Below are 20341 nucleotides of genomic sequence, written 5' to 3'. Positions count from 1 at the left end.
TATCGAGCCTTAGCGGCGGATGCTCTCGAACTGCGCTGGGTCAATGCCCAATGCGTTGAGATGCTTAGCCTTCGGTGCGCGTCCGCCTTCAACAGCTGCCGAAACTGCAGCAGCGCTGCCGAATACGGTCACAAAGGTGTCGAGGGTCGCAAAGAACTTGTTCTTGCGGGCGGTGCTCATCGGTCTATCCTTTCTGGGCCCGTGACAGTCACGGGACGTTGCATCCCTTAAGATAGGTTGCTTTCCGCCCAAGAGTACCGGGCCTTTGCTCAAAACAGCCATGCACTGAGCGCCTGGCCTTGCTTAGTTCTTTGGCGATACGATCTCCTGCCAGGTTTCCAAAAACCTTTGGCGCCGCAACGTATCGAGCGAAACGAGCAGCCCCGGTCCCAGCGGAATAGGCTGGATCACGCCGCGCCCGAGCGCGGCAATCGTCTCGCTCGACCATTCGCCGTCCGTATTGGGAATAACCGAGCCAAGCGCGGTGGGGCCCGCTGCCACAGCTTGCCCGTCGGGCGACAGCGCGAAGTCGACAAACGCTTTGGCGAGATCGGTGTGGTCCGCCGTCTGCGGGATGAACATCGAGCGTGTCAGCACCAACACGTAATCGTCCGGCACCACGATTTCGATATTGGCGCCCTCCGCTTTGCGAGCAAAGGCATAGGACCCCAGGACATTGAACCCCAGCGCCAGGCGTCCCTCAGCAACGCCATTCAAGATGGCCGGGCTCGATCCTGAAAACTCCGCGCCTACCCGCCCAAAAGCGGTCGCTAATCGCCAGAAGGTCGATGAAATCATCTGGTCCTGCGCAGCCAACAAATAACCTACGCCTGATAGGGCGATGTCATATGTCGAGATGCGCCCGGAGAATCTCTCCGCCTGCGCTTCGAGCAGTTCTGCCAGAGTGAGATGGGTGCGTGGCACTTCCTCTGCAGCGACCAAATCGGGATTATAGATCGTCACCGCGGGCTCAAACGTGAACCCGAAAACCTCATTGCGCCAATGCGCCCAATCCGGCAGCGCGCCGAGATAGGGGCTGTCATAGGCCAGCGCATAACCGTCATTGGCCAGCTTGACTTGCAAGTCGGAAGCCGAGCTGATGATGAGGTCGGTACCTTCAATGATCGTACCATCGAGGAATGCCTCATAGAGGGGCAGGGATGCCATTTCCTCATAATGCACCTCGACCTGCGGATGCAGCTGCTGGAACCGTTCTATAAAATGCGCAAAGAGCGGGGTATCGGTTACCCCTACAATGGTCAGAACCGTAGGGCTGGTTTCATCGAGTGCAGGATACCGGGTCGACGCCGCCAATGGCGACACCATGGGGATGAGGCTGACTGCTAAAGCGACGCCGACAACCCAAGTCCATTGCGTCAAATGGTTCTTTGGCACGGGAAACTTCATCTCGACGTTCAATCCACCCTCAGCGCGATCTTTCAGTGTCAGCTGCCCCTTATGCGCTTCGACCACGCGCGCGACGATGGACAATCCGAGCCCCGATCCGACCTTGCCCGCACTGGCTTTACCCCGCTTAAAGCGGCCCATCACTTCGTTCTTCTCATGCGCTTCCAGCCCCGGTCCGCGATCAAGCACGCGCAAGACGACATCGCTCTCTGAGTTGGTTACGGCGATGTCGATGGGCCCATCGGAATAGGTCAGTGCATTATCGACCACATTGCGCAGCATCTCGCGCAATGCCACGCGGTCGCCCGGTATCGTCGCGAGCGCAGCGGCAGGGGAAATGCTCACGCCCACACGCGCGCTCTGCTTTTCATCCAATCGGGTCACCACTTCGTCGACGAGAGCAGCAATCGACGTTGTGCTGCCCTCATGATTATCCAGCCGATGGGAAACGGTCGCTTCCATCAGCAGCTGATTGACCAATTGGCTGGCCTGCACCGCACTACCGTGAATACGTGCGACGCGCTGTCGAAGCTTTTTCGGGTCTTGTTCTTCCAGCGCCACCTCTGCTTGGGCGCGGATGGAGGCGAGAGGCGTGCGCACTTCATGTGCCGCTTCCGCCACAAGGCCCGACACACGTTCCATGGCATTGCGCAGACGGGCCATAAACCCGTTCAGCGCCACCACCAGATGATCGACTTCCACCGGCACAGGCACATCCACCGGATCCAAATCCTCCGGACGACGCGCGCGCAAATTGTGTTCCAGCTGGGTCAGTGGCGCAAACATGCGCGAAATGCCGAACCAAACGAGACCGATTGCGAGGACCGTCAGCGCCACCACCGGCAGCACGGCATTGGAGAGAATTTCCGCCGCCAAGGCTTCTCGCTGTCGCTGGGTCTCTGCCACATGGATTGTCACCCAACCCGTGTCCGTTGGGGTCGAAATCAACCGCCCCACACTGGCGACACGCACCAACTCGCCGCGATAGGAAACGTCATGAAACAGGGGCACGGCCTCTGTCGTCTCGCGCATGAACTGGGCGAGATCGTCATAGCCCGTCACGGTGCGCCCATCGGGGTCCTCTACAGCGTAGAATACCCGATCCTGACCGGAGAACATGGCAAAAGCCGCGAACGGCAGTTCGACGATAACATCGTCATTCTCCACCTGAACCGCGCCCGCGATTGTCAGTGCAGAGGCCGCCAGAAGCCGATCAAAGGCGCGGTCCGCTGCGCGTTCGGAATAGTCCCGAATGAAGACGATCAGGCTCAGCGACGACACCAATAAGAGGCATATCGCCAGAATGAAGATGCGCTTGCGGATCGAAAAACGTCGTGCAGGCAAGTCTGTGCTCAAGATACAACTCGCGCGATATAGCCAACGCCGCGGACAGTGCCGATTTCGATACACGCTTCCGCCAGCTTCTTGCGCAGGCGCGAAATGTGCAACTCCAGCGCGTTGATGGATACGCCTTCATCGAAGCTGAACAGCTGGTTCATCAGCCGTTCTTTCGCCACCACCTTACCAATGTTGACGATCAAAATTTCCAGCAAGCGAAACTCACGGCGCCCTAATTCCACCGGCGTGCCGCCGATCAGTGCATGCATGCCCGCCACATCAAGGGTGAGATTGCCCACTTCCACCAGGCTTGAGGTTTGCCCGCCAGAGCGACGCAGCAAGGCCCTCAAACGCGCTTCCAGCTCTCGCAAATCGAAGGGTTTGACGATGTAATCATCCGCCCCAAGGTCAAGGATCGAGACCTTGTCGTCGATCTCAGACCGTGCGGTCATGACCAATACTGGCGCGCTAAACCGCCGCTTCCGCAGTTCTGCGATCACGGTAATGCCGTCCTTATTGGGTAGCATCAAATCCAGTGCGACCACATCGAAAGCATCGCTCTCGGCCGTGGCCACCACGTCCGCTCCGTCCTTGACCCATTCCACCGAATGGCCCGCATTGCGTAGGCGCTGTTCGATAGCTTCCCCAAGGTCCTCGTTATCTTCCACCAGCAGTATACGCATGCGCCAGAGTCTCCCTGCATGTATACTAGCTCATTTCCTGTGCTTTGGCGTGGGGTAGCGAGTTGTTTTTCAAGACTATATGCGGCCCTACTCGTTCTGTAAAAAACTCGAGTCCGCCGCGAAAATAATGCCGCGCCAGCCGGGCAGTACTGCGCTTCCGCAGGCTGGTATCGCCGCCAACTTCTCGTTGCCTATAGATGTAGTTGATAGTTGTGTTGCTGCAGACGAGCGGTAAATGCGCCCTGTTGAGGCTATAGTTTCAAAATCTATTTGTCAGTTATGAATATCTTGCGGGCCGTTTCGGTAAGCGGGGCAGCTGCTATTGGCGCGTATTCAGATTGAGATACTCTGAGATATATTGAATAAGGTTCTGGTGTGAACGGAAAAATAGATATAATTCTTTAGAGTGGCCATACTCGTTTCAAAGCATAACCAATGATGTCTTCTTAAGGTGGTGCTGGGATATTGTGGGTCGGATATAGTTTCGCAGGTTTGGAAGCGTATGGGTCGGGCCTACTCACAGAAGGACCAGTTGTCGATGGAAAACGGCAATGGAGCCGTTTCAGACGATCAACTCGACACGGTCATTCCGGCGAGGGTCTCAGAAGCGGACGTAATGGAATCGGAAGAGGCTGAGCGTCTGCTGGCCGATCTGTCGGCTGGCCGTTTGACGCTTGTGCAGCAGGGCATCCATCAGCGTGATAACCCGCAACACACGCTCTACCATGAATGCCTTTTGCGCCGCTGTTCCGGTGAACTAAACGGTCCATCTCTATTCATAGGCATCGCTGCCGCAGAGCGACTTGGTCGTATCCGCCCGATAGACCATTTCGTGGCACTCACAGTGGCGCAGTGGCTGATTGACCAGCCGGAGGCGCGCCTTGGCGTCAATATCTCGGCAAACAGCGCTGTGCTCGACGATCAATGGGGCGAGTTTTTTGCTCTCGTTGACGCACATGCCGGAGTGGCCACGCGCCTCGTGGTCGAAGTTACAGAGACGGCCGCTCTACCGGTAGGCTATGGAAGTTTCATAGAAGCTCTGCGCTCGCGCGGCATCAAGATCGCGCTGGATGACTATGGCGTCGGCCACAGCACGCAAGAGCGCTTGACGCAAATCCGGCCTGACATTGTTAAGATCAACGGGCACTACACGCGGAATGCGCGACAGGGTGAACCCGCGGCCATCGAACTGCGCGGCGTCGCGCAAGATCTGCGCGCCTTTGGCGGTGTTCTCGTCCTCGAGGGCATAGAAACCGAGTTCGATCGAAACACAGCTTTCATGGCAGGAATTTCGTGGATTCAAGGGTTTGGCGTGAGCCAGTAGCCGGACTAAGCTCCTGTCCGCATCTCGCGTGAATTTCGGGCTGTCGTCGGTGCAACAAAACGGGCCCTCGGTACGATCACCGCGCCGCGCGATATGGTGAGTGTGGGGGGCTCCAATGGGCCAAGCTCTGACGACAACCGCGCCAAATTTGGCTAATCTGGCTGCCAATTCGACAAACACTTTCCACTCTTTAAGGGGTGCAACATCCCCCGCTTGTCGCTACAATGCGCGCGCAAACGCGTTGCAAGTGGACGAGGCGGCGAATGACCGACTTGCACAGTGAAGCGGTTGAGATATTGCTCTCCTCGGAGCTTGGCCATATGGCCAGAGCAGTGAACGCAAAGAGTCCCGGAGTTGATGGTGACAAGTAAGCTTGAACAGTTGAAGTCAATGTCGGTGGTTGTCGCCGATACAGGCGATCTGGAAGCGGTGCGCAAATTTGTACCTCAGGATTGCACCACCAATCCCTCTATCGTGCTGAAGGCGCTGCAGAGCCCAGCTTTTGCTTCGCATTTCGACGAAGCTGTTGGCGCGCTCGCTGGCGAAGCCAATGCCGTCACCAAGATTGCTGACCGCCTGACCATCGACGTCGGCGCAGCTCTTGCCGAACTCGTTCCCGGTCGCGTTTCCACCGAAGTTGACGCAGACCTGTCCTTTGATGCTGTCGCATCTGAAGCCAAGGCCAAGGCGATCATCGACGCCTATGCTGCCCGTGGCATTTCCAAGGACCGCATTCTCATCAAGCTCGCTGCGACGTGGGAAGGCATCACTGCCGCCCGCGCTCTGCAGAAGGCTGGCATCGACTGTAACCTGACCCTCGTCTTCTCGCAGGCTCAGGCTATTGCGTGCGCAGACGCTGGCTCGTTCCTGATCTCGCCATTTGTTGGCCGTATCACCGACTGGTTCTCCAAGTCGACGGGCCAGACTTACACCCCAGATCAGGATCCCGGCGTCATTTCGGTTCGCGGCATCTATGAATATTTCAAGGCGCACAACATCCCGACCATCGTGATGGGTGCTTCCTTCCGCCATACCGGCCAGATTGAAGCCCTTGCTGGTTGCGATCGCCTCACCATCGCGCCAGCGCTGCTCGAACAGCTTGCTGCCGACACCGGCGAACTGCCACGTGCGCTCGACGGCGCAAAGGGCTCGCCTGCCAAGATCGACCTGACGGAAGCCAAGTTCCGCTGGGCGCTCAATGAAGACGCAATGGCTACCGAAAAGCTTTCGGAAGGCATCCGCAACTTCAACGCCGACACCAAGAAGCTCTACGCTCTGATCAACGAAAAGATCGCAGCGCGCTAAGTCGCTTCTGCTGTAAATATTAAACGGCGGCTCGGGAAACCGGGCCGCCGTTTTGTTTTGTCTAGCTAAGCTTTAGCGCGTTGCAGCGTAAAGGCTGCCGGCACGGCCACCAGAGCGGCAATAGCCGAGCACTGGGCCATCAATGGCCTCAAGGGCTTGGGTGAACTTGATCAGCTGACCTTCGCCGAGTGGGCCCGACACCGGAACATGAAAGGCCTGCAGTCCGGCTGCGCTCGCTGCTGCGGCGATGTCGTCAAAGCTTGGCTGGTTTGGGTCTTCATCGTCCGGACGCGCGCACACAATGCCCTTATAGCCTGCTGCGACGATTTCGGGGATGTCGGAAGTCTGGATCTGCCCGGTCTGGCCAAAGCGTTCGTCAACAATGTTGATGTTCATCAAACTTAATCCTTCTTCTTATTGAGCCCGTTGAGGGGCACTTTTAGATAGCTCGTGCCATTGTCTTCGGCTTTGGGCAGATGACCGGCGCGCATATTGATCTGTAGCGAAGGGATGATTAGGCGCGGCATGGAGAGTGTGGCATCGCGCGCTTCACGCATCGCCACAAACTCATCTTCCGTCGTGCCCTTGCCGACGTGGATATTGAATTCCCGCTGTTCGCCAATAGTGGTCTCCCAACGGATGTCGCGCCCATTCGGTCCATAGTCGTGGCACATAAACAGGCGCAACTCGTCCGGAAGCTGCAACAGCCGCTGGATCGAGCGATAGAGTGTGCGTGCGTCTCCGCCCGGAAAATCCGCACGCGCCGAGCCACCATCCGGCATGAACAGCGTGTCGCCGACAAAGGCAGAATTGCCAATCACATGCACCATATCCGCAGGCGTATGGCCGGGAGTGAACAGGGTGTGGGCGGTTAGCGTGCCGATCTGATAGCTGTCGCCGTCCTTGAACAGACGGTCAAACTGCGAGCCATCACGTTGGAACTCCGTCCCTTCGTTGAAGATCTTCCCAAACGTGTCCTGCACCACCGAAATCTGGTCGCCAATACCGAGCTGGCCGCCGAGCTTGCCCTGAATATAGGGAGCGGCGGACAAATGGTCGGCGTGGACATGGGTTTCGATCAGCCACTCAACGGTCCAGCCCTTTTCCATGATGAACGCGATGATCTCATCTGCGCTTTCATAGGAAATGGCCCCCGAGGCGTAGTCAAAGTCCATCACACTGTCGATCACAGCGCAGGCGTTCGAATTGGGGTCTTTGACCACGTAACTGATGGTGTTGGAGTCATCATCGAAGAAGGCGACGACGTCTGGTTTCACCCTGAGGTCCGGCGTGAACGGGATCGGGGCAGCAGTCATTTTAGTCTCTCAATCTAACTTTACGCCGCCTTGGTGGCGCGTGTGCGTAAGACGGTGGTCGCGACGATACCGGCGATCATGGCCATAACGAAGATAAACGGTTGGATGTTACCTGAGCCGAGCGCCGGAATGGCTCCGCCCGGACAAAATCCCGCGATCCCCCAACCAATGCCGAACACCGCCGCGCCAATCACCAGCGGCTTATCGATGGTGGTTTTCGTCGGCAGGTGAAACACTTTGTCGAAGACGGGCATCGGGCGTTTGAGCACAAAGCGATAGCCAATGAATGTGACGGCGAGGGCAGATCCCATCACCAGCATCAAACTAGGGTCCCAAGTGCCGAAGACGTCGAAGAAATTGAGCACCTTGGCTGGATTGCCCATGCCCGAAATTACAATTCCAGCGCCGAAAACGAGGCCGATAAGACCAGCAGACAGAATGCGGATCATATTAGAAGCCTCCGAGCACGTGCCGAATAACAAAAACGGTGATCAGCGTCGTCGCCATGAACGTCACCGTTGCAACGATCGAACGGGTCGACAGCCGCGCTATGCCGCAAACGCCATGTCCCGAGGTGCAGCCGCCGCCAAAGGTTACGCCCACGCCAACGAGCAAACCGCTCAGGACAATCGCCCAGACCGGGAAATCGGCCGCGAATGGCAAGGGGCTGCCGGTAACGAGCGTCAGCAGCACAGGCGCAGCGATGGCGCCGAGAAGGAAGGCAATACGCCAACCGGCGTCTCCTTTTGGCATGATCGCTCCTGCCAAAATGCCGGTCATGCCAGCGATACGGCCATGAAATGCCATGAGAAGCACAGCGCTAAGGCCTATCAGGCTGCCGCCCAATATGGCCTCAATAGGGGTGAACTGGGTGATCATCGGCCATCCAAAGTTGCAAAAGCGCGGCGTCTATGCGAAACCGCTAATGTTCAGTGGATCAATATATTCGAATGTCCTAATATGTCAACTCAGGAAAGCGCTATCCCGAACGCGTCGGAGAAGCCGATGGACATGGCGGCACTTGAGCCACGCGCTGAAGAAGCCGCGCAACTGCTTACGGCCATGGCAAACCCAAAGCGCCTGCTGGTCTTGTGTAACCTGTTGCATCAAGAGCGTAGCGTCAGCGATCTGGCCAAACTCGTGGGCCTGGAACAGTCGCCGCTGTCCCAACATCTCTCCAAGCTGCGCGCCTTAGGCCTCGTGAAAACCCGGCGCGATGGCCAGACGATCTACTATCGGCTCTCGTCCGAGAACGTCACGCGGCTTCTCACGACCCTCTATGAGATTTACTGCGCTTAATTGGGTGTGGATCATCTGCGCAAATGCCTTCACGGACCCGAAAGCATTCTCAGTTAGACTTTTGACGCTGCGCCAACTGTGCTAGCGGCTTGCGCATTGAGCAAGCGATTGGTCCGTTTGTGGTCTTTAGGGCATGGAGGTCGCATGTCGTCGCCTACACAGTGTTGGCAGGATGTCAGCGGTGACAATAGTCGCCTCGCGGCGTTACAAGCTCTGGATATTCTAGACAGTCCGCGCGAACCGGCCTTCGACCGAATTTCAGACCTGATCCGCTTGGTGTTTGACGTCGACATCGGGCTTGTGACGCTGATCGACGCGCATCGTCAGTGGTACAAAGCCTCTGTCGGCATGACCAATACCGAGCAGGACTTGGATAGCGCCTTTTGCCGCTTCACGCTCGAAGCGGGCGATACGGTCATCGTCAATGACGCGACCGAAGACGCTCGTTTCGCTGACCACGAGAAAGTCGTCGGTGCGCCTTATATCCGCTTTTACGCAGGCACCCCCATCTTCACCTCAAAGGGGCTGATGGTCGGAACAATCTGCGCTGTCGACACCAAGAAACGGACCTTTGGCCCACGCGAGATGGAAATCCTCCGTCACCTCGCAGCCGTTGTCATGCAGGGCCTGGAGCTACGACAGGAAGCCATCACGGACGTTCTGACCGGTGCCAGCAGCCGCCGCTCCTTCAAGGAAGAAGCGAAAAAGCACATTTCGCTGTCGAACCGTAACAACTCGCCGCTGAGCTGCATCTCGCTCGACATCGACCACTTTAAGCAGATCAACGACACCTACGGTCATGCCGCTGGCGATCAGGTCCTCACCGGTGTCGTGAAGGCGTTCAAAGAGACGCTGCGCCAGAGCGATATTGTCGGCCGCCTCGGTGGCGAAGAGTTTGCCGTGCTTCTGCCGCAGACTGAAGAAGCGACAGCTATGGATGTCGCTGAAAAGCTGCGCCAGGTTGTCAAAAAGCTGCGTTTCCCACACAGCCGCCCGCCCATTTCAGTGACGTCGTCTTTCGGTGTGGCATCGCTGGTTCCCGGCGACGACATTGAAGCGCTGATCGCGCGCAGCGATGCGGCGCTCTATACGGCCAAGCGGACGGGACGAGATCGTGTCCACCTTGCGCCAAAGCCCGATGAAGCAGCCAAGCTCAATCGGCGTCGCGTGCTTAAGGCCGGTCAGATCATCTTCAACGATGGCCGTTCGACCTATGATTGCACCATCCGCAGCCTATGGGACGACGGCGCTGAAGCGACACTGGCCCTGACCACTGTCCTGCCCGACCATTTTGATCTGCGGATCAAAGGCTCGACCGAGCAATATCATTGCAAGCTGCTCAAGCGCAGTGTCGGTGCCGTAGAAATGGTCTATCTGGACACGCCCAAAGGCTAAGCAATTGGAGCCCAGCGCTCGTCTTCGGTCTTTTCAAAGAGCGGAGACTTGAGCGGGGCGACGATGCGGTCTTGATACCGCGCCAGCCCGTCTTTCCAACGGTTCGATTGCAGCATCGCCGCTGCAATCACCACGGGCTCAATACCCGCCTTTTCCAGCAGGCGTAGCACTGCCACCATCGAAGAGCCGGAGCTGATCACATCGTCGATCAGACACACGCGCTTGCCTTCAACCAGCGGCAACATGCGAGGATCGATAAAGATGGTCTTGGCATGGGTCGGGCTGGTGATCGAGCTCAGCGGCTCCGACAGCTCATCGACATACCAAAATTTTCGCGACGTCCCCAGTGGCACCATTCTGGCGTGCCCCAGCCGTCGCGCCACGTTATTGGCCAACGGCAAGCCCAGCGTCGGCACACCAATCACCGCATCGACATTATACGGCGCGATCAGGTCCGCCATGCCTTGTGCGAGCGCATCCTCCACCACAAAACTCGCCTGATTGACGATCAGCGACGACACTGCCCGCGTCCCGTCGCCGGGCAGCACGCGCAAGGGCAGGGCGAGCTGACGCCCATCGGCAAACTCCGCCGGATAAAAGCCCGTATAGCTCTCACCCTTAGCGTGCGTGCCTGCTGGGAAAACCTCCTGCCAGAAGTGATGCGGTTCTAGGGGCAAAGCGCGTCTCTTTTCTTGTCGCTGCGTTCCGAATAACGCAATGTGCCAGCACCTTTACCCAGACTCTTGAGCCAATGGAACACCTCGATAACGCCCCGTTCGAACTTGATGACATGATCGCCCTGCGGCGCGATCTGCACACCCACCCCGAACTTGGCTTTGAGGAAGTGCGCACCAGCGGCATCGTCGCCGAAAAACTCGCGGAGGTCGGCATAACCGTTCATCGCGGCCTCGGCAAAACCGGCGTCGTTGGCACTCTCAAAGTCGGCAATGGCACCCGTTTCATCGGCCTGCGTGCCGATATGGATGCGCTCGCTATGCCCGAGCTTGCCGACCGCGAGTACAAATCCACCACGCCCAACACCATGCACGCCTGCGGCCACGACGGGCATACCGTCATGCTGCTCGCTGCCGCGCGCTACCTTGCCCGCACCAAGAATTTCGACGGCACTGTCCACTTCATCTTCCAGCCCGCTGAAGAAGGCCGCGGTGGCGCTAAGGCGATGATCGAGGATGGGTTCTTCGATCTTTTCCCCTGCGACGCCGTCTATGGCCTCCACAACATGCCCGGTCTCGCCACCGATGAAATGGCCGTCGTAACCGGCCCGCAACTGGCCTCATCCGACAGCTGGGAAGTCGCCTTCACTGGTGTTGGTACCCACGGCGCCAAGCCGCATTTGGGCAAGGATGCGGTTACCGCTGCCGCCCATTTCCTCACCATGCTCCACACCATTGTGGCGCGCGTTGTCGATCCGCTTCAGCCCGCCGTGGTCAGCGCTTGCGCCCTATCGGCAGGTGATTTCAAAGCGCTCAACGTCATTCCTGATGTCGTCCGCATCGGCGGCACTGCGCGTGCTTACACCTCTGCGGTGCGCGATCAGCTCGAAGCAGAAATCGGCCGTCTCGCCCATGGCGTCGCTGCGAGCTTTGGCATTGAGGTGAACTACACCTTCAATCGCCGTATTCCGCCTGTTGTGAACAATGCCGAGGTCACCGCCCGTGCACACAAGGCGGCAACAGCTGCGACAGGCCGCGCCGTGGTGACGGATTTCCCGCCGTCCACGGCTGGCGATGATTTTGCTGAGTTCGGCAATCGCGTACCTGGGTGCTATGTCTGGCTGGGCAATGGCCCTGCGCAAGACGGCGCGCTGCACCACAATTCCCGCTACGATTTTAACGACGACGCGATCCTGACCGGCGCGCGCTATTGGGCAACGCTCGTCGAGCAGGATCTGCCGGCTTAAGAAACGAAACCGGAGTGCAGGAGATCCAGCGTCTTCTGCACATCCACCGTCATGGCGACTTTTAACGGCACGCCTGCGTTCGAGACCACCAACGCACCCGGATCGTCGGTCAGATCAAGAGCAATGGTCAGCTCTTCAATCCCGAAAATCTCCGGCTCAAGCGCGTAGAGCATGACGCAAGGGTCGTGCAGCGGGCGGCTCTGGCGGCCATCAAGAAAATAGGCTTCCAACAATTTCGCGGCGACGTCGCCATGCGGCGTGCCATTAAAGGATGCGACGTATCCCTCATCTGCCCGCACTTTTCGCGTCACATCGAGCGGGATCAGCGTCAGGTCAAACCCAAAGCCGAACACCATCTCCGCCGCTTCCGGATCAACGGCAAAGTTGAATTCCGAACGCGGGCCGACATTGCCCTTCTCAACGATAGCCCCGCCCATAGCGATCACACGGCCAATCCGACGCGCCGCTTCCGGATCGTGCTGAATGAGCAAAGCCAGATTGGTCAGCGGGCCGAGAGCCAGAATATCGATGGAGCCAGCGGGTGCTGCCCGCAGCTGTTCAGCCATCCACAGATGCGCCGGGGCAGTAACCGGATTCTGACCGGACGCTAAAGTGACCCCGCCGAGCCCGTCATTGCCGTGGATCGCCACTTCATCAATAGCGTTTCGCACCAGCGGCGCGTTTGCGCCCCGGGCAATCGCCACATCCCCGCGACCCATCAAAGTCGCAAGGCTTGCAGCATTCGCCGTGGTCCGCTCAATCCCGATATTCCCGGCCACAGTAGTGAGGCCGAGAACATTGAAACGCTCACTGCCAAAGGCAAAGAGCACAGCGATTGCGTCGTCGAGACCGGGATCGGTGTCGATAATAACTGAGCGATTAGTCATAGAGCGGCTGAATCACCATTTCAGGAACCTTTACCAGACCCTTGTCTGTGATGCGGATTTCCGGGATCACCGAGAGCGGGATGAGGTTGAAGCCCATATACGGAATGGCGCAGCCCATCTCGTCCCAGACCTTCTTGAGAACCTTGGTTTCTTCCGCCACCTCATGAACGCGCTTGTCGGAGATAAGACCCGCAACAGGCAGCGCTACAAAGGACAGCACCGCGCCGTCCTTGACCACAACGATACCGCCATTGGCGTCTTCAATGGTCTTGAGCGCCAGCTGCATGTCGGCCTCATTGGTGCCGGCGATGATGATGTTGTGGCTGTCGTGCCCAACCGAAGACGCAACCGCGCCGCCCTTGAGATTGAACTCATGCAAGAACCCATGCGCGATGCCGCCATTGGTTTTGCCGTGACGCTCAACCACGGTAACGAAGCAGAGGTCGTGGTTTTTGAGTGTTGTCGCCCAATCGCCCGTTGGGGTGATTTCAACCTTGCGATGGGGCAGGGTGATGCCTGGCATTTCGATGCCGATAGCATTGGCTGTCACCGGACCTGCGGGCAGCTCTGGGGTGAGCTTTAGGCCCTTTGGCAAATGGACTGTATTATACGCCGCGCGTGGATAGACGTAGCGCTGCTCCAGCGTTTCATCGAGCAGCGATGTGATCTTGCCACCCTCGACCATCAGCTCGCCACCGTACCAGGTGTTGACTGGCTTAAGATCGTCATTGAGCAGCACGAGGTCAGCGCGACGACCGCCGCCCAGACCACCGATTTCATCGTCCATGCCAAAGCGTGTCGCGCCGTGTAGCGAGCCCATGGCCCAAGCCTGTTCAGGCTTCACGCCGCAACGGATGGCTTCACGCACCACCCAGTCGAGACCGAATGTAAGAAGGTCGTCCGCATCACGGTCGTCGGTGCACACCGCATAACGCTTGTGGCTCGCACCCATTTCCGTGATCGGCTTAATCGCCTCAACAATCGAGTTCCAAGGCGTCGCTGGGTTGCCGCCGCGCAGGAATACCCAGATCCCAGCTTCGAGGAAATCTTCCGAAATGTCCTTGTCGACCGCTTCATGCGTGTCGGTCACGCCTGCTGCCGCATAGGGCGCAACGAACTCACGGCCATAGACGTGGCCCGAAACCGGACGGCCGCGCTTGAGGCTTTCCGCGATAATGGCGTGCGAGCGCGGGTCGCCCATAGCAACCGGCACAAAGTCCATCTTCTCGCCGAGCGCCACGGCTTCTGGCCATTTGTCAAAGATCGCACCGATCTTTTCAGGCGTCAGATCGCCACCAGCGGTTTCGAGTTCTGGCGAGGTCGCCGGAACCGTGGACGGCACTGTGAGGAAGATCGAGAGCGGCGCCAAACGCGCGTCTTCGAGCATGGCCTCAACGCCTGCAACGTCCATGACGTTACCGATTTCGTGGCTGTCACAGAAAATAGTCGTCGTGCCGTTGAGCAGCGCGCCTTCCGCATATGCGCAGGCCGTCACCATCGAGCTTTCAATGTGAATATGTGGGTCCACCAGACCCGGCGCGATAATACCGCCCTTGGCGTCGTAAACCTGCTTGGGTGCCGGTGCCGACTTATAAGCGCCCGCTGGCTTGATCGCCGCGATACGACCGCCCGAGAGCCAGATTTCCTTATTGTCGAGAATGCGCTCGGAATAGGTCGAGAGCACGCGTGCACCCGTAATGACCACATCGGCTGCAGCACGGCCCCCGGCAACAGCCGCGAGCTGGGTAATTTGCGTATAGAGCGGGCTTACAGAGAAGCGCGTGATCATCGCCATAGGTTATTGCTCCGAGAAAGCGTGGAGGATGCGCACCCAAGAGCGGATGCCTTTGTGGAAGCTGGAGAGGTCGTATTTTTCGTTCGGGCTATGGATGCGGTTATCAAAGCGCGCAAACCCAATGAGCAGGGATTCCATGCCTAGGCGGTTCTTGAATTCGCCCAAAATAGGGATTGAGCCGCCTGTGCCTGCCAGCGCAGTTTCGCGGTTCCACTCCGTCGTCAGCGCCGCCTGCGCCTTGCGGAGCAGCGCGCCATCCAGCGACATAGATTGCGCTTCAGCCGCCGCATAGCTCTTGAACTTCACCGAGCAATCGGCTGGGATTATGCTACGCACGAAGTCGCGGAACAGCTCACGAATGCGATGTGGGTCTTGCCCTGCAACAAGCCGGAACGAAATCTTGGCGCCAGCCTTTGCCGGAATGACGGTTTTAAAACCCTCACCCGAATATCCGCCCCAGACGCCGTGGATTTCCGCCGTCGGACGCGCCCAGACCTGCTCCAACACCGAGCGGCCTTGCTCGCCCGCCGGGATGGAAAGACCGATATCACCAAGGAACTTTTCCGGGTCGAACGGTAGGCGTTCCCATTCGCGTCTATTGGCTTCTGGAAGCTCTTCGACGCCGTCGTAAAATCCGGGAATGCCAACCACGCCATCATCCGTACGCAGCTTGCCAATAATCGTGCCCAATACTTGGGTCGCGTTCCGCGCCGCCGAGCCGAACATGCCGGAGTGCAAATCGCGATCTGCCGTCGTGATCTCGAACTCTTCCGAGACGAAGCCCCGGAACATGGTGGTGATCGCCGGGGTTTCGTGATCCCACATGTCGGTGTCACAGACGAGGATCGTATCCGCCTTGAGATCGTCCGCATTGGCTTCAAGGAATGGCCCAAGCGATGGCGAGCCTGCTTCTTCCTCGCCCTCAAACAGCATCGACACCTGAATGGGGAGGCTCCCCGTCACCGCCTTCCAGGCGCGACAGGCTTCAACGAAGGTGAGCAGCTGCCCCTTATCGTCCGATGCGCCACGGCCCAGAATGTGGGTTTCGCCATCGGGCTGCGGGGAGAGCGACGGCTCAAACGGATCGGTATTCCAAAGCTCAATCGGGTCGACCGGCTGCACGTCATAGTGCCCGTAGAACAGCACATGCGGGCCGGGCGTTTTCGGCCCATGACCAACCACCATTGGGTGGCCGGTGGTGTCCCGCACGCTGGCGTCAAAATCGAGTTCTGCGAGTTGGTCCCGCAGCCACTCCGCCGCACGGCGCACGTCGTCCTTATATTCCGGCTCAGTCGAAACCGAGGGAATACGGATCAGCTCAAACAGCCGCTCGAGGCTGTTCTCAAGGTTTGCATCGGCATGGGCAAGAACAGCGTCGAGTTGGGTCATTGTGCGAGACTATCCAGCCGCGCCATTTCCGTTTTGAACTGGCGGGCGATTTGGTTGGCATCGGCCACGGTTTTCGCCGTGTCGAGGGTGAGAACTTTTCGATCCCGCATCAGCCAGCGGCCCGCGACCATGGTGTCGGTCACGTCGCTCGGCATGGCGGCAAACACGAGCGCGGAGTAGGGGTCGTACATAGGGTGCATGCGCGGCGCGGACAGCGAAATCCGAATAAGATCCGCCTGCTTGCCCACTTCAAGCGAGCCTGTCTTGAGGTTGAGGCTCAACGCCCGCGCCCCCTCAATGGTCGCCATTCTGATGATTTCGAGCGCAGGGAGCGGTTTTCGCGAACCAGCGAGCAGCTTGGCAAACATCGAAACCGGCGCAAATTGCGAGAAGAGGTCGAGCGTATTCCCGCTCATCGCCCCATCCGAGCCAATGCCGACCGGAATGCCCGCATTGCGCATCTTTTCGACCGGCGCAATTCCGCGTCCCGCCTTGCCGTTCGAGCGCGGATTGGTGACTGCACACACCTGATGCTCAGCCATCATCGCGATGTCCGCATCATCAAGCTGCAAGCAATGCGCGGCGATCAGGTTCGGCTTCAAAAGCCCGGCGTCCGCCGTCACGGCGACGGTCGACTTGCCGTGGGTGTCGCGCGCCCAATTCACTTCCAAGGTGCTTTCCGCCAAATGCATCTGCACCGGCACATCGGGATGCGCTGCCGACCACTCCGCAATGCGCTCCATGGTCTTCAAACCCGTGGAATAGGGAGCGTGCGGCGCAATAGATGGGGTGACGAGCTTGTGGCCTGCAAAGCGCTCGACCAGCTCTTCAACCCGCGCAAAACCTTCATCAAAGGTCTTGTGGTCCGGCGGATCAAAGTCCGCCAGCGTCTGCCCGACAATGGCGCGCAACCCAGCTTGGTCGCAAACATCGCCCACTTCGGTTTCAAAATAATACATGTCCGCGACGGTTGTGACCCCGCCCGCAATCATCTCCAGCGCCGACATGGCCGACCCGATGCGGACCATTTCGGGCGAAACGAACGTGCGTTCAAGCGGCAGAATATAGCGATAGAGCCGATCATCGACATCTTCGCCCAGCCCACGGAAAACACTCATCCCCATATGGCAGTGCGTATTGACCATGCCTGGCATAACGATATCGCCAGCGCAATCGACCACTTCCGCCCCATCCACCTGCGGCGCGGGCCCAGAGCCAATCGCGGTAATGGTGTCGTCATCCACACGCACCCAGCCGCTCTCATGAAACGTAAGAGCATCGTCCATCGTGACGATTAAAGCATTGGTGAGCAGCGTGGTCATTGTTTTTGGTCCTTTTTCACCGCCCCTCGTAAGGGGAAGGAATACTTCGGTGCCTCTCTTCACCTCTCCCTTAGGGGGAGAGGTCGATGCGCAGCATCGGGTGAGGGGGCCTATCCCCTCGGTCTTTCCTTAAATACCGCTCTTCCTCCCTTCCCCTTGCGGGGAGGGACAGAGGGTGGGGGCGACTATCCCAAGGTCGACGATAAAATCGGGTGCCCCTTCGTCCCTCCCTCGCTCGCGGGGGAGGTCAGGTGGGGGCCTTAACCGACTACTCGTGCGCCAAAATCGTGCACTGCTCCGGCACTGGAACCAGCTTAGCCTGAGAACCCGGCTCCAAGATATTGGTCAGCGAACCATTGGCCAGTAGCGAACCCGCAGTGGTTTCCGCCTGATACTGATACGCGCGACCAAGATAGGTGCGCAGGCCCAGATCAGCCGGGAAGCCAGTTGCTGCTGGATCATTGGTCACATTCAGACCATCGGCGCGGCAAGCGAGAATGAACTCGTCTTGGATCGGGCCAAACAGGTTCTGGTTGAGATCAAGCCGCACGCCACCGAGCGCTTCTGCCGTCACGGTCTCGCCATTGCGCGCCACAACCTTCATCGAGATGAGGTTTTCAAAGCCCACAAAGCGCGCGACGAACGCATTGGCCGGACGCTGGTAGAGGTTTTCTGGCGTATCGAGCTGCATGATGCGACCGGCGTGCATAATCGCCACGCGGTCAGAGATCGAGAAGGCTTCTTCCTGATCGTGTGTCACGTAAACCGAAGTCGTGCCATTAGCGCGCTGCAGCTTGCGGATTTCGACGCGCATGTCGATACGCAGCTTCGCATCAAGGTTGGAAAGCGGCTCATCGAACATCAGGAGCGGCGGCTCGATAACCAGCGCACGGGCCAGAGCCACACGCTGCTTCTGCCCGCCCGAAAGCGCTGCTGGCAGGCGTTCAGCGAGGTGCGCCAGGCCCACGCGCTCAAGCATATCCGCCACGCGCTTGTTCTTGGCCGCAGTGGCAACGCCACGCTGCTTCAGGCCAAAGCCTACGTTGTCGGCAACGCTCAAGTGCGGGAACAGCGCATAGTTCTGAAACACCAGACCAATGTCGCGCTCATGCGCTGGCAGGGTGGTCAGATCGCGACCGCCCAGAGAGATCGAACCCGATGTCGGCTGCAAGAAGCCAGCGACAAGGCGCAGTGTGGTGGTCTTGCCGCAGCCCGAAGCACCGAGGAGCGAAACGAGCTCACCTTCCCCGATCTCGAGATTGAGGTCTTCCAAAACCTTGGTCTTGCCGTAGTGGGCGGTGATGTTGCGAATAGAAAGAGGTTTGGTCACAGCTGATCTCTATTTGGCAAGGAAGGTGAGGCCCAAGGTCCGTTCCACCACGGCCATAACGCCAACGGTGAGCAGCATGAGCAGCACCGAGACCGAGGCCACGGTGGGGTCAAAGAACTGCTCCATGTGAGCGAGCAGCTGGATGGGGAGGGTCGAGAGACCAGGACCCGTCATGAAGATCGAAATCGATACGTCATTGATCGAGGTGATGAAGGCCAGAATAAAGGCCGCGATCACGCCCGACTGCACGTTCGGTAGCAGCACGGTGAAGAAGGTCTTCAGCGGTGGCGAGCCAAGGCTGACCGCTGCTTCTTCGATCGAGAAGTCAAACGAGGCCAGCGATGCCGAAATCACGCGGATCACATAGGGCAGGATCAGGATCGTGTGCCCGACGATCAGCGACACCATCAGCGGCGCGTTGAACGTATAGGCGACATTCTTGAGCAGCGAGAAGCCGAGCACCAGTTCTGGCACCAGAACTGGCAGCACGAAGAAGCTCGACAGCCAACCGGGCAGGTGAATGCGATGACGGTTGAGCGCATACGCCGCCGGAATACCAATGAGCAGCGCCACAAAGGTTGAAATCACCGCCACCTGCAGCGAGGTCATCATCGTCCGACGGAAAGCTTCCATCGCAAAGATGTTTTCAAACCAGCGCAGCGACAGTCCCTGTGGTGGGAAGGTGAGATAGGTGGTGTCGGAAATCGACGACCCCAGAATGATCACCAGCGGACCGACAAGGAAGATAAAGACGAGAACGGTAAAGCCGATAAGGGCCGGATGGAGCTTGGTGGGCATCAGACGGCCATTGGGTTCAGTTTGCGAGCAATTTTGGTCATTGCCAGCACGATTGCGATAGTGATCACCACCATAATGGCAGCGATGGTGGAGGCGCTTACCCAGTCAAAGGTGACCATGGCCTGCTGGTGCATCAGCGTGCCCATCACCATCACCTGCTCGCCACCCAAAAGCTGGGGAGTTGCATAGGAGGTGAACGAGCCGGTGAACACGAGCACCGCGCCAACGATCAGGCCGGGGACGGCCAGCGGGAAAATAACCTGCATGAAGGTCGCGAATGGCTTTGCGCCGAGCGAAGACGAGGCTTGGATCAGATCGTCCGGAATGCCTTCCAGCACGCCAACAAGCGTCAGGATCATCAGCGGCACAAACAGATAGACCATCGCCACGATCACAGAGCCCTGCGTGTAGAGCATCTGGAAGGGCTCAGAGATAATGCCAAGGTTCATCAGCGTCGAATTGACGATGCCATTCTTGCCCAGAATGATCAGCCAAGCGAACGAGCGGACCACCACACCGGTGAGCAGCGGGAACACAGCGGCGATAATCAGCACAGACTTCAACCAGCCCGGCGCGCGCGACACCACAAAGGCGGTGATGAAGCCTACCGCCAAAGCGATGACAGTCACAGCCAGCGAGATGGTGATGGTGCGCATCAGAACGGTGCGGCGGAAACCGCTGCTGAAAAAGGCCTGATAGGTGGCGAAGGGGCCACCGGGCGTTCCGAAGGTAGCGTAGATGGTCGCGGCCACAGGAGCGACGAGGCCGAGGAGGATCAGCAGTGTCGCAGGTGAGGCTAGGGTCCAGCCGGCAAAGCGTTTCATGAGCCTGG

Annotated in this window: 20 protein-coding genes; 5 read left to right on the top strand and 15 right to left on the bottom strand. The window is 58.5% G+C overall.

Annotated elements, in window-relative coordinates; genetic code table 11:
- Nucleotides 1-9: 9 nt before the first annotated feature.
- The 3 genes from JHL21_RS06920 to JHL21_RS06910 all read right to left on the bottom strand — a co-directional run bounded on the left by JHL21_RS06920 (nucleotide 10) and on the right by JHL21_RS06910 (nucleotide 3428).
- A complete protein-coding gene (locus tag JHL21_RS06920; protein ID WP_169194732.1) occupies nucleotides 10-180 on the bottom strand; it encodes a hypothetical protein in 171 nt (56 codons plus the stop codon).
- Between the two features lie 123 nt (nucleotides 181-303).
- Nucleotides 304-2763: an extracellular solute-binding protein gene (locus JHL21_RS06915; RefSeq protein ID WP_210338864.1), complete on the bottom strand. Its 2460-nt coding sequence runs from the start codon at nucleotides 2761-2763 to the stop codon at nucleotides 304-306.
- A complete protein-coding gene (locus tag JHL21_RS06910; RefSeq protein ID WP_199531726.1) occupies nucleotides 2760-3428 on the bottom strand; it encodes a response regulator transcription factor in 669 nt (222 codons plus the stop codon). The genes JHL21_RS06915 and JHL21_RS06910 overlap by 4 nt, the downstream gene beginning before the upstream one ends.
- Before the next feature lie 538 nt (nucleotides 3429-3966).
- Between JHL21_RS06910 and JHL21_RS06905 the strand changes: the two genes are divergently transcribed.
- Both JHL21_RS06905 and tal read left to right on the top strand, forming a co-directional pair.
- Complete coding sequence (locus JHL21_RS06905) at nucleotides 3967-4752, top strand: EAL domain-containing protein (RefSeq protein ID WP_254081979.1); 786 nt, start codon at nucleotides 3967-3969, stop codon at nucleotides 4750-4752.
- Nucleotides 4753-5112: 360 nt separating this feature from the next.
- Nucleotides 5113-6057, top strand: a complete 945-nt coding sequence (gene tal, locus JHL21_RS06900; protein WP_169194821.1) for a transaldolase — start codon at nucleotides 5113-5115, stop codon at nucleotides 6055-6057.
- 72 nt (nucleotides 6058-6129) lie between these two features.
- Here the strand turns inward: tal and JHL21_RS06895 are convergent, their stop codons facing one another.
- From JHL21_RS06895 to JHL21_RS06880, 4 genes are read right to left on the bottom strand one after another with little or no spacing between them, the layout of a single operon-like run.
- The gene (locus tag JHL21_RS06895; RefSeq protein ID WP_169194735.1) at nucleotides 6130-6453 is read right to left on the bottom strand and encodes a TIGR01244 family sulfur transferase; all 324 of its coding nucleotides are present in this window, start codon (nucleotides 6451-6453) and stop codon (nucleotides 6130-6132) included.
- 5 nt (nucleotides 6454-6458) lie between these two features.
- A complete protein-coding gene (locus JHL21_RS06890; RefSeq protein ID WP_200212672.1) occupies nucleotides 6459-7373 on the bottom strand; it encodes an MBL fold metallo-hydrolase in 915 nt (304 codons plus the stop codon).
- Nucleotides 7374-7393: 20 nt separating this feature from the next.
- A complete protein-coding gene (locus tag JHL21_RS06885) occupies nucleotides 7394-7822 on the bottom strand; it encodes a YeeE/YedE family protein (RefSeq protein WP_200212670.1) in 429 nt (142 codons plus the stop codon).
- Nucleotide 7823: 1 nt separating this feature from the next.
- Nucleotides 7824-8252: a YeeE/YedE family protein gene (locus tag JHL21_RS06880; protein ID WP_200212669.1), complete on the bottom strand. Its 429-nt coding sequence runs from the start codon at nucleotides 8250-8252 to the stop codon at nucleotides 7824-7826.
- Between the two features lie 81 nt (nucleotides 8253-8333).
- Here JHL21_RS06880 and JHL21_RS06875 point away from each other — a divergent pair, with 81 nt between their 5' ends.
- Both JHL21_RS06875 and JHL21_RS06870 read left to right on the top strand, forming a co-directional pair.
- Complete coding sequence (locus JHL21_RS06875) at nucleotides 8334-8672, top strand: helix-turn-helix transcriptional regulator (protein ID WP_248306562.1); 339 nt, start codon at nucleotides 8334-8336, stop codon at nucleotides 8670-8672.
- Nucleotides 8673-8816: 144 nt separating this feature from the next.
- The gene (locus tag JHL21_RS06870; protein ID WP_200212668.1) at nucleotides 8817-10067 is read left to right on the top strand and encodes a sensor domain-containing diguanylate cyclase; all 1251 of its coding nucleotides are present in this window, start codon (nucleotides 8817-8819) and stop codon (nucleotides 10065-10067) included.
- Here JHL21_RS06870 and JHL21_RS06865 read toward each other — a convergent pair.
- Nucleotides 10064-10744 carry a phosphoribosyltransferase gene (locus JHL21_RS06865; protein WP_200212667.1) on the bottom strand — a complete coding sequence of 227 codons (681 nt, stop codon included), beginning with the start codon at nucleotides 10742-10744 and terminating at the stop codon, nucleotides 10064-10066. The two genes, JHL21_RS06870 and JHL21_RS06865, sit on opposite strands and share 4 nt — an antisense overlap.
- Nucleotides 10745-10818: 74 nt before the next feature.
- On the opposite strand from JHL21_RS06865, the gene JHL21_RS06860 reads away from it, so the two are divergent.
- The gene (locus JHL21_RS06860) at nucleotides 10819-11988 is read left to right on the top strand and encodes a M20 aminoacylase family protein (protein WP_200212666.1); all 1170 of its coding nucleotides are present in this window, start codon (nucleotides 10819-10821) and stop codon (nucleotides 11986-11988) included.
- Here the strand turns inward: JHL21_RS06860 and JHL21_RS06855 are convergent.
- The 7 genes from JHL21_RS06855 to JHL21_RS06825 all read right to left on the bottom strand — a co-directional run bounded on the left by JHL21_RS06855 (nucleotide 11985) and on the right by JHL21_RS06825 (nucleotide 20333).
- A complete protein-coding gene (locus tag JHL21_RS06855) occupies nucleotides 11985-12875 on the bottom strand; it encodes a nucleoside hydrolase (protein WP_200212664.1) in 891 nt (296 codons plus the stop codon). The two genes, JHL21_RS06860 and JHL21_RS06855, sit on opposite strands and share 4 nt — an antisense overlap.
- Complete coding sequence (locus JHL21_RS06850) at nucleotides 12868-14670, bottom strand: adenine deaminase (protein ID WP_200212662.1); 1803 nt, start codon at nucleotides 14668-14670, stop codon at nucleotides 12868-12870. The genes JHL21_RS06855 and JHL21_RS06850 overlap by 8 nt, the downstream gene beginning before the upstream one ends.
- Before the next feature lie 3 nt (nucleotides 14671-14673).
- Nucleotides 14674-16059 carry a M20/M25/M40 family metallo-hydrolase gene (locus tag JHL21_RS06845; protein WP_200212656.1) on the bottom strand — a complete coding sequence of 462 codons (1386 nt, stop codon included), beginning with the start codon at nucleotides 16057-16059 and terminating at the stop codon, nucleotides 14674-14676.
- The gene (locus JHL21_RS06840; RefSeq protein WP_200212655.1) at nucleotides 16056-17381 is read right to left on the bottom strand and encodes an amidohydrolase family protein; all 1326 of its coding nucleotides are present in this window, start codon (nucleotides 17379-17381) and stop codon (nucleotides 16056-16058) included. Before JHL21_RS06840 ends, JHL21_RS06845 begins: the two co-directional genes overlap by 4 nt.
- A 268-nt stretch (nucleotides 17382-17649) precedes the next feature.
- Nucleotides 17650-18711 (bottom strand): ABC transporter ATP-binding protein, encoded by a 1062-nt coding sequence (locus tag JHL21_RS06835; protein ID WP_169194744.1) that lies wholly within the window; start codon nucleotides 18709-18711, stop codon nucleotides 17650-17652.
- A 9-nt stretch (nucleotides 18712-18720) separates the two neighbouring features.
- Nucleotides 18721-19512, bottom strand: coding sequence for an ABC transporter permease (locus tag JHL21_RS06830; protein WP_169194825.1), 792 nt, complete (start codon nucleotides 19510-19512; stop codon nucleotides 18721-18723).
- Complete coding sequence (locus JHL21_RS06825; RefSeq protein WP_169194745.1) at nucleotides 19509-20333, bottom strand: ABC transporter permease; 825 nt, start codon at nucleotides 20331-20333, stop codon at nucleotides 19509-19511. Before JHL21_RS06825 ends, JHL21_RS06830 begins: the two co-directional genes overlap by 4 nt.
- Nucleotides 20334-20341 lie beyond the last annotated feature (8 nt).

It is taken from the genome of Devosia sp. WQ 349K1 (assembly GCF_016595685.1).
GTDB lineage: Bacteria > Pseudomonadota > Alphaproteobacteria > Rhizobiales > Devosiaceae > Devosia.
The sequence above is the reverse complement of the archived record's forward strand: the minus strand, read 5'-3'. Positions and strand labels throughout refer to the sequence as shown.

Coding starts and splice junctions, on each gene's coding strand:
- JHL21_RS06920 (WP_169194732.1), bottom strand. CDS start 180: ATGAGCACCGCCCGCAAGAACAAGTTCTTTGCGACCCTCGACACCTTT.
- JHL21_RS06910 (WP_199531726.1), bottom strand. CDS start 3,428: ATGCGTATACTGCTGGTGGAAGATAACGAGGACCTTGGGGAAGCTATC.
- JHL21_RS06905 (WP_254081979.1), top strand. CDS start 3,967: ATGGAAAACGGCAATGGAGCCGTTTCAGACGATCAACTCGACACGGTC.
- JHL21_RS06895 (WP_169194735.1), bottom strand. CDS start 6,453: ATGAACATCAACATTGTTGACGAACGCTTTGGCCAGACCGGGCAGATC.
- JHL21_RS06890 (WP_200212672.1), bottom strand. CDS start 7,373: ATGACTGCTGCCCCGATCCCGTTCACGCCGGACCTCAGGGTGAAACCA.
- JHL21_RS06885 (WP_200212670.1), bottom strand. CDS start 7,822: ATGATCCGCATTCTGTCTGCTGGTCTTATCGGCCTCGTTTTCGGCGCT.
- JHL21_RS06880 (WP_200212669.1), bottom strand. CDS start 8,252: ATGATCACCCAGTTCACCCCTATTGAGGCCATATTGGGCGGCAGCCTG.
- JHL21_RS06875 (WP_248306562.1), top strand. CDS start 8,334: ATGTCAACTCAGGAAAGCGCTATCCCGAACGCGTCGGAGAAGCCGATG.
- JHL21_RS06870 (WP_200212668.1), top strand. CDS start 8,817: ATGTCGTCGCCTACACAGTGTTGGCAGGATGTCAGCGGTGACAATAGT.
- JHL21_RS06860 (WP_200212666.1), top strand. CDS start 10,819: ATGGAACACCTCGATAACGCCCCGTTCGAACTTGATGACATGATCGCC.
- JHL21_RS06855 (WP_200212664.1), bottom strand. CDS start 12,875: ATGACTAATCGCTCAGTTATTATCGACACCGATCCCGGTCTCGACGAC.
- JHL21_RS06850 (WP_200212662.1), bottom strand. CDS start 14,670: ATGGCGATGATCACGCGCTTCTCTGTAAGCCCGCTCTATACGCAAATT.
- JHL21_RS06845 (WP_200212656.1), bottom strand. CDS start 16,059: ATGACCCAACTCGACGCTGTTCTTGCCCATGCCGATGCAAACCTTGAG.
- JHL21_RS06840 (WP_200212655.1), bottom strand. CDS start 17,381: ATGACCACGCTGCTCACCAATGCTTTAATCGTCACGATGGACGATGCT.
- JHL21_RS06825 (WP_169194745.1), bottom strand. CDS start 20,333: ATGAAACGCTTTGCCGGCTGGACCCTAGCCTCACCTGCGACACTGCTG.